The organism is Chitinimonas taiwanensis DSM 18899 (assembly GCF_900119825.1).
GTDB classification, from domain to species: Bacteria; Pseudomonadota; Gammaproteobacteria; order Burkholderiales; family Chitinimonadaceae; genus Chitinimonas; species Chitinimonas taiwanensis.
The window spans coordinates 98,712-109,987 of the sequence record NZ_FPKR01000014.1 but is presented as its reverse complement, the minus strand read 5'-3'; the positions used below and the strand labels follow the sequence as shown (position 1 = coordinate 109,987).

At 62.3% G+C, this 11,276-nt stretch carries 11 protein-coding genes and 1 tRNA gene; 7 read left to right on the top strand and 5 right to left on the bottom strand.

Translation table 11 applies throughout. The features are described 5' to 3' along the window. Positions 1 to 22: 22 nt before the first annotated feature. The gene (locus BT173_RS16715) at positions 23 to 631 is read right to left on the bottom strand and encodes a LysE/ArgO family amino acid transporter (RefSeq protein WP_072429814.1); all 609 of its coding nucleotides are present in this window, start codon (positions 629 to 631) and stop codon (positions 23 to 25) included. Positions 632 to 741: 110 nt separating this feature from the next. Between BT173_RS16715 and argP the strand changes: the two genes are divergently transcribed. Both argP and BT173_RS16705 read left to right on the top strand, forming a co-directional pair. Continuing rightward, the gene (gene argP, locus BT173_RS16710; protein WP_072429813.1) at positions 742 to 1,638 is read left to right on the top strand and encodes an HTH-type transcriptional regulator ArgP; all 897 of its coding nucleotides are present in this window, start codon (positions 742 to 744) and stop codon (positions 1,636 to 1,638) included. A gap of 102 nt (positions 1,639 to 1,740) precedes the next feature. Further along, on the top strand, positions 1,741 to 2,562 hold the full coding sequence (locus BT173_RS16705) for a mechanosensitive ion channel family protein (protein ID WP_072429812.1): 822 nt from the start codon (positions 1,741 to 1,743) through the stop codon (positions 2,560 to 2,562). Positions 2,563 to 2,624: 62 nt separating this feature from the next. Here BT173_RS16705 and BT173_RS16700 read toward each other — a convergent pair whose 3' ends face one another. Continuing rightward, a complete protein-coding gene (locus tag BT173_RS16700; protein WP_072429811.1) occupies positions 2,625 to 3,176 on the bottom strand; it encodes a DUF2062 domain-containing protein in 552 nt (183 codons plus the stop codon). 439 nt (positions 3,177 to 3,615) lie between these two features. Between BT173_RS16700 and BT173_RS16695 the strand changes: the two genes are divergently transcribed. The 3 genes from BT173_RS16695 (at position 3,616) to dxs (ending at position 6,678) form a co-directional block, all read left to right on the top strand. Next, on the top strand, positions 3,616 to 3,846 hold the full coding sequence (locus BT173_RS16695) for an exodeoxyribonuclease VII small subunit (RefSeq protein ID WP_072429810.1): 231 nt from the start codon (positions 3,616 to 3,618) through the stop codon (positions 3,844 to 3,846). Next, on the top strand, positions 3,843 to 4,742 hold the full coding sequence (locus BT173_RS16690; protein WP_072429809.1) for a polyprenyl synthetase family protein: 900 nt from the start codon (positions 3,843 to 3,845) through the stop codon (positions 4,740 to 4,742). Before BT173_RS16695 ends, BT173_RS16690 begins: the two co-directional genes overlap by 4 nt. 88 nt (positions 4,743 to 4,830) lie before the next feature. Then, entirely contained in the window at positions 4,831 to 6,678 is a 1,848-nt protein-coding gene (dxs, locus tag BT173_RS16685) for a 1-deoxy-D-xylulose-5-phosphate synthase (protein ID WP_072429808.1), read from the top strand. A 76-nt stretch (positions 6,679 to 6,754) separates the two neighbouring features. Here the strand turns inward: dxs and ygfZ are convergent, their stop codons facing one another. Together ygfZ and BT173_RS16675 are read right to left on the bottom strand one after the other, a co-directional pair. Continuing rightward, the gene (gene ygfZ, locus BT173_RS16680) at positions 6,755 to 7,774 is read right to left on the bottom strand and encodes a CAF17-like 4Fe-4S cluster assembly/insertion protein YgfZ (RefSeq protein WP_072429807.1); all 1,020 of its coding nucleotides are present in this window, start codon (positions 7,772 to 7,774) and stop codon (positions 6,755 to 6,757) included. A 76-nt stretch (positions 7,775 to 7,850) separates the two neighbouring features. Then, positions 7,851 to 9,107 (bottom strand): AsmA family protein, encoded by a 1,257-nt coding sequence (locus BT173_RS16675; RefSeq protein ID WP_072429806.1) that lies wholly within the window; start codon positions 9,105 to 9,107, stop codon positions 7,851 to 7,853. Between the two features lie 75 nt (positions 9,108 to 9,182). On the opposite strand from BT173_RS16675, the gene BT173_RS16670 reads away from it, so the two are divergent. Then, a tRNA-Asn gene (locus BT173_RS16670) sits at positions 9,183 to 9,258 on the top strand. Between the two features lie 188 nt (positions 9,259 to 9,446). After that, positions 9,447 to 10,070, top strand: a complete 624-nt coding sequence (locus BT173_RS16665; protein ID WP_072429805.1) for a hypothetical protein — start codon at positions 9,447 to 9,449, stop codon at positions 10,068 to 10,070. 72 nt (positions 10,071 to 10,142) lie between these two features. Here BT173_RS16665 and BT173_RS16660 read toward each other — a convergent pair whose 3' ends face one another. Next, the gene (locus BT173_RS16660) at positions 10,143 to 11,231 is read right to left on the bottom strand and encodes a TRAP transporter substrate-binding protein (RefSeq protein ID WP_072429804.1); all 1,089 of its coding nucleotides are present in this window, start codon (positions 11,229 to 11,231) and stop codon (positions 10,143 to 10,145) included. Positions 11,232 to 11,276: the final 45 nt, after the last annotated feature.

Here is an 11,276-nt window from a genome sequence, read left to right as displayed (position 1 = left end):
CTCTCCTTATCGACGCCTAGCCTCAGCCCAGCGCCACCATGGCGCTCAGGCCGAGCATGGTCGTGCCGGTCAGTGCATCGATACCGCGCCAGGCCATGGGCTTGGCAAACCAGGGCGATAGCAGCCGCGCACCAAAACCCAACGCCGCAAACCATAGCAGGGAGGCGGTGATCGCGCCGGCAGCGAAGAGCGGGCGCTGCTCGGCCGGCTGTTGGCCGCCGATCGCGCCGATCAACACCACAGTGTCGAGATACACATGCGGGTTGAGCAACGACAGCGCTACCACGCTGAGCAGGGCCGCCTGCCAGCGCATGGCTTGCGGCGACGCATCTGCCTGCAATGCGCCGCCGGCGAAGGCCGCACGCCAGCTGCGCAAGCCATACCAGAGCAGAAACGCTGCCCCGCCCCAGCGCGCTACGCTCAGCAGGCTGGGCGAACGCTGCACCAGCGCACCCATGCCCGCCACGCCCAGGCTGATCAGGCTGGCGTCGATGGCCACACACACCAGCACGGTCAGTAAAACATGCTGACGCTTGAGGCCCATGCGCAGCACATGTGCATTCTGCGCACCGATGGCCATGATCAAACCCGCACTCAGGCCCAGGCCCTGCCAGTAACTGCTGCTTAACATCACCCGCTCCTTGCGTTTGGTATGTCGCCATTCTGGCCGGCGCGGCTGCAATAATGAACAAAACTAAGTATTTTGATTGAATGCTTAAAATTGCTTCATAAGGGACGGCCATGCTGCTCGATATCCGCAAGGGCGAAGCCCTGTTGGCGGTGCTGGAAACCGGTAGTTTCGAGGCGGCGGCCATGCGTCTGCATCTGACGCCATCCGCGGTGTCGCAGCGCGTGCGTGCGCTGGAGGAGGCGCTCGGCACCCCCTTGCTGGTGCGCAGCCGGCCCTGTCACGCCACCACGGCCGGCCAGCGCCTGGCGCAATACCTGCGCCGCAGCCGCCTCCTGGAGGAGGAATTCCTGGCCGAGCAGGTCAGCAATCAGCAGGCACCGCTCAGCCTGCCCATCGTGGTGAATAGCGACACGCTGGCCACCTGGCTGCTGCCTGCGCTGCGTGACTTCCTGCTGCGCGAACAGGTGCTGCTCGACCTGACCGTGGATGATCAGGACCACACCTATACCTGGCTGGAAGCTGGCCATGTGCTGGCCGGCGTATCGAGCGAGCCGCGTGCCATGCGCGGCTGCGTGGCCGAGCCCTTGGGCGCCATGCGCTACCGCCTGCTGGCCACGCCTGCCTTCGCCGCGCGCTACTTCCCGCAGGGCTTGAATCGCGCCGCCGCGCGCCTCGCACCCTTGTTGGTATTCAACCGCAAGGACGCGCTGCAAGCCGATTTCCTCCAGCATCAGCTCGGCCTCGCGCCCGGCAGTTATCCCTGTCACTACGTGCCTGCCAGCGATGCCTTCCTGCTGGCGATAAGGCTTGGCCTCGCCTACGGCATGGTGCCCGAGCAGCAGTATGGCGATGCGCTGGCACGCGGCGAGCTGCTCGATCTGGCCCCAGAGCAGCCCACCGATGTCGCGCTGTATTGGCATCGCTGGCAGGTGCAGTCGCCCAAGCTGGAGCGGCTGAGCCAGGAGGTGCTGCGTGCGGCGCGCCAGCATCTGCGCCCGCTGCCCTGAAGCGCAGTGCGATCTTTTGCGGAAATCTGCCCTACCAGCTTCTAAGCTGGCTTGTCGCCCAGCATGGGGCGCAGCAATTTAACTGCAAGGAGAGGGAAGAAAATGGGCGGATTTGATATTTCGCAATGGCAGAACATCCTGATGGGCTATGTCGCCACTTTCGGGGTGAAGATCCTGGCGGCGATTGCCTTCTGGGTCATCGGCCGCTGGCTGATCGGCGTGGCCGAGCGCGCGGTGCGCAGCTCGCTGGAGCGGCAGAAGGTCGATCCGACCGTGATGCGCTATATCGGCGGTGTGCTGACCGTCACGCTGAATATCCTGCTGGTGATCGGCATCCTAGGTTACTTCGGCGTGCAGACCACCACTTTCGCCGCCCTGATCGCCGCTGCCGGCGTGGCCATCGGCATGGCTTGGTCGGGCTTGCTGGCCAATTTCGCGGCCGGCGCCTTCCTGATCGTGCTGCGCCCCTTCAAGGTGGACGACTTCGTCTCGGTGGGCGGCATCATCGGCACGGTGAAGGAGATCGGCCTGTTCGCCACCACCATCAACACGCCGGACAATGTGCTGACCATCGTCGGCAACAACAAGATCTTCGGCGACACCATCCAGAACTTCACCGCCAACCCCTATCGGCGCGTAGAACTGAAGGCCCAGCTGGCCGGCAATGCCGATCATCGCGCGGCCATCAGCCTGCTGCAGACCCGCCTCGCAGCCATCGCGAATGTGGTGAGCAGCCCGGCGCCCGAAGTGGCCATCCTCGAGTTCAATCTGGTCGGCCCGGTACTGGCGGTGCGCCCCTTCTGCCATAACGACCACTATTGGCAGGTGTATTTCGACACCCAGGCGCTGATCCGTGAGGGCCTGGCCGAGGCCGGCTTCCCGGCACCGATGCCGGCGCAGAATGTGATCGTGCACAACGCCTGATTCGCGACGAAATCACCACCATCAACAAAAAGCCGGATCGCAGGATCCGGCTTTTTCATCGCCTAGGCACCGCGGCGTTGGCGCCGCAAGCGCAAGGCATGCAGCACATGCAGGCGCCAGCCGAGCTGCACCACCCCATAACCGGCCAGCGCCAGCAGTAGCGCCAGGGCCACGATGCCCACGGCCAGCGGCGTTCCCAGCGTCAGCATCCAGTCCAGCCAGGCCTGCACACTCGCACCCAGATCGCTCCACTGGGTTTCCGGCGCGGGCGGAATGACCGCCTGTGTGCCATTCGCGCCGGTGATCAGCCGCCCCAGCCCATAGGCGGCGATATACAGCGGCACGATAGTAAAGGGGTTACTGAAGAAAGTACCGAAGATGGCCACCGGCAGATTGACCCGGAACAGGATGGCCAGGATGGTCGCATTCAGAATCTGCAAGGGACCGGGAATCATGCCGCAAGCCAAGCCGACCGCCAGCCCGCCAGCCACCGAATGACGGTTCAGATGCCAGAGATTGTGATGGGTAAGAAAGGGCGCGCAGCGGCGCAGGAAGGCATTGTTATCCAGGGTTTCACGCGTGGGCAGCCAGCGGCGGAGCAGTTTACGGGGCATGGAGCAAGTGGGGCTGTTGAGCGGTCTGGCTTGGAGTCTAGCCTGATAAAAGCGTTCAGGGCGAAAGCGTCAGCAAGCGACGAGCAGCGAGCCTGCTGTGGAAAGCGCGGGCATACGAGGATGGAAAGCCCCAGTCTTCAGGCCTGTAGCGGCTGGATTGCTCTCCCGCGCTACGACAAATTTGCGCTCTTGCAACAGCCTATCAAACGATTGTTTGAAACTGAAAAAGCTGTGTTACATTTCGCTCCGTAGTCGCTGCGCAACCTACTACGGGATGTGCAGCGAGGCCGCCGGGCTAGCCCGGCCGGTTTGCCTACGCTTGGGTATTTAGGGCGCGTTGGTTCACTCCGACGCGCTTTTTTTATGCCCCTGGCGCAGTGTCCTTGCTGTCAGCAGGGTAAAATCGCGCGATTCCCATTACCTCCAGCCTGTGAAGCCCATGGCGAAACCCAGTAAACCCGCCAGCTTCGAGTCCGCCATGAGTGAGCTCGAAAGCCTGATTACCGAGATGGAAGCCGGCCAATTGCCGCTGGATGCCTCCCTGACTGCCTATAAGCGCGGTGGCGAATTGATCCGCTACTGCCAGGAGCAGCTGGCCAATGCCGAGCAGCAGATCAAGCAACTGGATGGCGACAGCCTCAAACCTTTCGAGCCCGAGGCGGAACAATGAGCAAGTCACAGGATTTCCAGACCTGGTCGTTTGCGATTCAGCAACAGATGGAGCTGGCGCTGGGCGCGGTGCTGCCGCCGGCCTATCAACTGCCGCAGCGCCTGCACGAGGCGATGCGCTATGCGGTGCTGGGCGGGGGCAAGCGGGTGCGGCCTTTGCTGACCTTCGCGAGCGGTGAAGTGGTGCAGGCTTCGGTCGAGCGCCTGCAGTACGCGGCGGCGGCGGTGGAACTGATCCATGCCTATTCGCTGGTGCACGACGACATGCCCTGCATGGACGACGATGTACTGCGCCGCGGCAAGCCCACCGTGCATGTGGAGTTCGACGAAGCCACGGCGCTCTTGGCCGGCGATGCGCTGCAGACCGCGGCTTTCGAGGCGATCTCGGCGCGCAGCCTGTGCGATGAGCCGGCCGATCAGCTGAAGATGGTCAAGATTCTGGCCACGGCCTCCGGTGCGGCCGGCATGGCCGGCGGCCAGGCGATTGATCTGGCTTCGGTGGGTAAGCCGCTCAGCCTGCCTGAGCTGGAAAATATGCATATCCTGAAAACCGGCGCGCTGATCCGCGCGGCAGTGCTGTTGGGCAGTTACTGCGGCGAAGCACTGCCGCAAGCCGAGCGCGACAAGCTGGACCGTTTTGCCAAGCTGATGGGCCTCGCTTTCCAGGTGGTCGACGACATCCTTGACGTGGAGGCCGATAGCGCGACCCTGGGCAAGACGGCTGGCAAGGATGCCGCGCATGACAAGCCCACCTATGTCTCGCTGCTGGGGCTGAAGGAGGCCAAGCTGCGTGCGGCCGAGTTGGAAGCCGAAGCGCTTGATTGCCTGAGTGTGTTTGGTGCGCGCGCTGAACGGCTGCGCGAGCTGGCGCATTTTATCGTGCACCGCGCCTTTTGATACCTTGCCGGGTGCGCCGCCGGCGCATCCGCTGAACTTGTTTTGCGGCGCACGCCCGATCTGGCCCGCCCTTACTGATTAGATTGCTATGCCTTATCCGCTTCTCGACACCCTCCACCTACCGGCCGATCTGCGCCGCCTGGAAAGCGAACAGCTCAAGCCCTTGGCTCAGGAGCTGCGCGCCTTTCTGCTCGAATCGGTCAGCCAGAGCGGCGGTCATTTCGCCTCCAATCTGGGCGCGGTGGAGCTGACCATTGCGCTGCACTATGTGTTCAACACCCCGGATGATCGCCTGGTCTGGGATGTGGGTCACCAGAGCTATCCGCACAAGGTGCTGACCGGCCGGCGCGAGCGCATGCCCACCATGCGCAAGTATGGCGGTCTGGCGGGCTTCCCGAAGCGCGAGGAAAGCGAATACGACACCTTCGGTGTCGGGCATAGCTCCACCAGTATCGGCGCGGCAGCCGGTATGGCCGAGGCCAGCAAGCTGAAGGGCGAGCGGCGCAAATGCGTGGCGGTGATCGGCGACGGCGCAATGACGGCCGGGCAGGCTTTCGAGGCACTGTTCAATGCTGGCGACAAAGACACCGACCTCTTGGTGGTGCTGAACGACAATGAGATGTCGATCTCGCCGAATGTCGGCGCCTTCAATGCCTATCTGGCCAAGTTGATCTCGGGGCGCTTCTATCAGGGCTTCCGCTCGACCGGGGCCAAGGTGCTGGAGAACGTGCCACCACTGCACGAGCTGGTACGGCGTGGCGAAGAACATATGAAGGGCCTGTTCTCGCCCTCCACCCTGTTCGAGGAATTCGGCTTCCACTATGTGGGGCCCATCGATGGGCATGATCTGGACACGCTGGTATCCACCCTGCAGAACCTGAAGAGCCTGTCCGGCCCGCAGTTCCTGCATGTGGTGACCAAGAAGGGCCAGGGTTACAAGCTGGCCGAGGGTGATCCGGTCAAGTATCACGCGGTTACGCCATTCACCCCGGCCGATGGCATGGCGGCCAAGGCGGCCAGCAAGCCCAGCTATACTCAGATTTTCGGTGAGTGGCTGTGCGATATGGCCGAGGCCGATGCACGTCTGGTCGGCATTACCCCGGCCATGCGCGAAGGCTCTGGTCTAGTGGAGTTCGCGCAGCGCTTTCCCGAGCGCTATTACGATGTCGGCATTGCCGAGCAGCATGCAGTGACCTTTGCCGCCGGCCTTGCCTGCGAGGGCCTCAAGCCCGTGGTGGCGATCTACTCGACCTTCCTGCAACGCGCTTACGACCAGCTGATCCACGATGTGGCATTGCAGAATCTGCCCGTCGTCTTCGCCATCGACCGCGCCGGCCTGGTGGGGGCGGATGGTCCGACCCATGCGGGTAGCTTCGATATCAGCTTCCTGCGCTGCATTCCGAATATGGCTGTGCTGTGCCCGGCGGATGAGAACGAATGCCGCCAGATGTTGTACACCGCCTTCCAGATGGACCAGCCGACTGCCGTGCGTTACCCGCGCGGCACTGGCCCGGGCGCCCAGGTGGAAAAAGCCTTCACAGCCCTGCCTGTGGGCAAGGGCGAGCTGCGTCGGCGCGGTCAGCGCGTGGCCATCCTGTCCTTTGGCAGCTTGCTGATGCCTGCGCTCAAAGCGGCTGAAGCGCTGGATGCCACGGTGGCGAATATGCGCTGGGCCAAGCCGCTGGATGTGGCGCTGGTGCTTGAGCTGGCTGCCAGCCACGACTACCTGGTCACGCTGGAAGAAAACGCCATCATGGGTGGTGCCGGTTCGGCCGTGCTGGAGGCGCTGAATGCTGCTGGCGTGGCCAAGCGTGTGCTGCAACTCGGTTTGCCGGACCGCTATGTCGATCATGGTGACCCGGCGCTGCTGCTGGCCGAGTGCGGGCTGGATGCCGCAGGCGTGGAAGCCAGCATACGCAAGGCGTTCGCGCTGTAAGCCTGGCGCGCTTCGCTGTATCTACGTGTAAAAAGCCCGCCGGATTGGCGGGCTTTTGTTTGTCTGCTTGAGCTGCTTATTCGATCACTGTGTAGGGCAGGGGCAGGATGCTCAGTGCTGGGCCTTGCGGGCCGTGCAGATGCAGGCCGTGCTCGATGCTGCTGAGCTGGACCACCACCAGTGCTTCCCACTGACCATCTGCGCTCGGTGCCGCCAGTGCCACCTGGCCGGATGCCTGATCCTGCATTTCCGGGCTGAATACCGACTCGCCGGCCTGCATCGGGCTGCTGGCCTGCACGCGCAGCGCGCGGCGCTTGAGCTTGCCCAGATATTGGGTACGCGCAACGATCTCCTGGCCCGGATAGCAGCCTTTCTTGAAGTTGACCGCGCCGATCAGCTCCATATTCGCCATCTGCGGCACGAAGGCCTCCTGGGTGGCGGGTAGCACCCAGGTAATGCCAGCACGGATATCGGCCAGGGTCCAGGCGGTGGCACCTGCGGGACTGGCGCCGGCTGCCAGCAGGGCTTGCCAGACGGTTTCAGCCTGTGCCGCGGCGATGCCGAGCAGGAAACGTCCCTCATCGAGCTTGAGCAACCAGCCGGCTGGCAGATCCACCTTTTGCAATGCTTCGGTGGGCAAGCTGCCACCCAGCTGCTTGGCCACGCCGGCGGCCTGCGCGCCGCACAGGCCGAGCAGCACGGTGTCCGCGCTGATATCGCTGGCCTTGGTCTTGCTGCGCAGCACATACATGCTCAGGCGCTTCTGGATGGTGGGCAGCAGGGCGCGCGGCAGCATCAGCAGCCTGTCTTCGCCATCGGCCAGCACCAGCAGGCTGGCCAGCATGCGGCCCTTGGGCGTTGAGTAAGTGCTGTATTGCGCGCGATTCGGTCCGAGCTGCTTGACGTCGCTGGACAGCTGGCCGTGTAGGAAGGCCGCGGTTTCCTCGCCGCTGAAGCGTATCAAGCCGAAATGGCTGAGCGGCACCAGGGCAGCGCCCTGCTGCTGCTCGGCCGGCTGCTGTTCGCCGGGAAAACTGACGGCCAGCTCGGCATCGAACTGGGCGCCCTGTGTGCTGAGAAAATCTTGCCAGGCCATGCTGCCATCCTTCCGAAAGTACAAAAAGCATCGCCGGCTTGGAGGCCGGCGAGCTGGGGCTGAGGTTGACCCGCGCTTAGAAGATGCGCGTGGTGGCGTCGGCGGCACCTGGTTTGTAGGCGCCGCTGGAACGCAGCTCAGGGGCATCGAGTGTGCCATCGACGCGCAGCGGTGCACTGACCACGATCACGCCGCTTGCCAAGCGGGTGGCGATGTTACCGCTGATGTTCTGCTTGGCGTCGATGCTCAGATTGCCAGATGCGGTGAACTTGCCGGAATTCAAGGCCAACCCGCGCAGGGCCACGCTGTCCTTATTGAGTAGATAGGTGCCGGTCAGCGTATCGAAGCGGGTTTGACCGCCGCGCTGCAGAACCGAAGGGCTGGATGACTTGAGCGGGGTGATCAGGTCGAGGTTATGCAGATTGCCATCGGTGACCGAGAACTTCAGCTCTATCATCGGCGCATCGAACAGGGTGTCGTAGCCGCTACCGCTAAATTCGAAATTGGCGGTGCCGGTCATACGGCCGGTGGCGCGGGTGATCGGGCTGGCCAGCGAGATCAGCTCTTCCACCTGCATGCCGCGGGTCTGCAGCGAGCCACGCAGCTTCCAGCCATCGACCCAGTCCAGCTGCGCCGTACCGACGGCTACGGCGCCAAACTGCAGGCCGTTGATATCGTCGATCAACAAGCCGTTCTTGTCGGCCTGGCCGCGCAGGATCAGCTGATCGAAGCGCACCTCATACTTGCCGGGCAGTACCCAGTTCTTGGCTTCGAAGTCGAGCTCATATTGCTCACCCTCGGGCTTGATATGCAGCTTGGCGCGCTCGTCCTCGCTGCTCAGGGTGATGTTCTTCAGGCTGCTGTCGGCATTGAAGCGCAGTGCACCATTGAATGGTCCGACCTGCTGCTTCTCCAGCTGTATGGTCAGGCCCTGCAGCTTCAGCGAGGCGACATGAATATTGCTGCCGGCAGGCTTGGTTTTCAGTCTATCGGGCAGTGACAAGGCGAAATCCTGCTTAAGCGTCGCGGCTTCCAGCGAGACATCGGCTAGCGATTCACGGAATTTGAACAGATTACGCAAGGTCACCGGCACCACGATCTTGCCCACGGTGTTTTCGGCGGCGTCGCCCAGCTGGATATCCTGCAGCTGCAACTGCGGCTTGGGCGCATAGCTGAACTGGATGCTGTCAATCTTGACCGGCGTGCCCAGGCGGGTGCTCAGGTTTTGTTCCAGGTCCGACTTGTAATTGTCGTAGGGAATCAACAGCGGAATAGCGGCCAGGATGGCGGCCAGGACTAGGACGATAATCAACAGTTTCTTGAGGGCGGACATGAGGCCTCTATACAGGATAACGAAACGAATGTTGACACGTTTTGGACAGCCTTTTAGTATAGCGGCTTCTTTTGTTCCTCGATAGCTCAGTCGGTAGAGCGCCGGACTGTTAATCCGTAGGTCCCTGGTTCGAGCCCAGGTCGAGGAGCCAAGCGAATTATCTGAAACCGCATTGCTGAAAAGCAATGCGGTTTTTGTTTTTGCGTCGCGCTTGTGTCGGTTTGACCTAAGGCGCAAAGTCGCTAAAACTGCTGCAAGCGGCCTCCAGGGCCGTTTACGTGCCAACCCCGAGAGGATCGCATGACAACGTCAAATGAACAAGTCGCTAAATTGCCTTTGATGAAGCGCATTGTCCTAGCGCTGCGTGGTGGCGTGCCCAATGGAGTATCGGCCATGCTGGTGGTTTTGCTGATTGCCCTGGTGATTGCGATTGGCGCGGGTGGTTTTCTGGGGGGGCTGGCGCTGGCAACCCAGCGTAATCAGACCATGGAGCGCAATCTGCTGACCCAGACCCGTGCTGCCAAGCAGGCGGCCGCCAAGCTGGCCGAAGAGAAGGCTCAGCTGCAAACCCAGCTGGAGGAGGCCAAGACCTTGCAGGAGGCCAAGGACAAGGATGTGGCCACGCTGAAGGAGCAATTGGCACTGGCCAAGCTGGAGAAAGAGGCGCTGGACAAGGTGCTGCAGGATATCCGCACCAGCTTGACCGGCACCGGCAGCAAGGCCGAGCAAGCGGTAAAGGGCGCTTTGCTCAAATTTGCTGACAAAGAGTGCGAGCTGCAAGGTGGTGCGATCCGCAGCAAGGAAGACGTGAAGTGCCTGAATCTGCGTGATGCGATCGGGGCAATGAATAGCGGCCCTGGTGGCTATGAGGATAAAGCGGCCAAGCCCGCAACGCCGGCTCCAGCTCCAGTCGTCAAACCGGTTGTCCCCAAGCCGGCTACGCCAAAGCCGAGCGGCCACTGAGTCAGTCGCCTAAACAAATAAAAACCCGCCATCAGGCGGGTTTTTTTACTGCTGACATCACGCCGAGCCGGTCTACTTGACCCGATTGGCATACATAAAGCTTTCCAGTCCCGATTCGGCCAGGCTGAACCAGCCTTGCTCGATGCCGCGGAATTTCTTCCACTCGGTGTAGACCTTCTTGAAGGCCGCGTTCTTGGCCGCCTCTTCCTCGTACAGCTCGAAGGTGGCTTTCTGGGCGGCTTTCATGATGTCGGCCGGGTATTTGTGCAGCTTCACACCATTCTGCAGCAGGCGCACCAGGGCTTGCGGGTTCTTGGCGTCGTACTCGGCCTGCATGGCAATCGCGGCTTCGGCCGTGGCAACTTCGAAGGCCGCCTGGTAGCTCTTGGGCAGCTTGGCCCATTCCTGCAGGTTCACATAGAAGGAGATCTGCGGACCCGGTTCCCACCAGCCTGGGTAGAAGTAGTTCTTGGCCACCTTGTAGAAACCGAGTTTCTCATCGTCATAGGGCCCAACCCATTCGGCGGCATCGATGGTGCCTTTTTCCAGCGCCGGGTAGATGTCGCCGCCGGCCAGGGTTTGCGGCACAGCGCCCAGGCGCGACCATACTTCGCCGCCGATGCCGGGAATGCGGATCTTCAGGCCTTTGACCTCAGCCAGTGATTTGATCGGCTTACGGAACCAGCCGCCCATCTGGGTGCCGGTATTGCCGCCGTAGAAGCTGATGACGTTGTATTCCTTGAGGAAATCACGCATCAGCTGCAGGCCGCCGCCGTAATACATCCAGGCCGCCTGTTGGCGCGAGGACAGGCCAAATGGCACTGCGGTATCGAAGGCAAAGGTCTTGTTCTTACCCACGTAGTAGTAACCGCAGGTGTGGCAGGCCTGCACGGTGCCGTTCTGCACGGCGTCGAGCGCCTGCAGGCCGGGGACGATTTCGCCCGCGGCAGCGACCTTGATCTGGAACTTGCCATCGGTCAGCTCGCTGACCCGCTTGGCCAGCTGCTCGGCGCCGCCGTAGATGGTTTCCAGGCTCTTGGGGAAGCTGGAGGTGATGCGCCATTGGATGCTGGGTTCACTGGCGGCGATGGCCGGCGCTGAAACGCCCGCTGCGGCGACGCCCAGGGTTCCTGCTGTCTTCAGAAAGCTACGTCTTTGCACAGTCTGCTCCTTCTTCCAGGGGTTGAGGCGTCGTCAGCTGCGGCG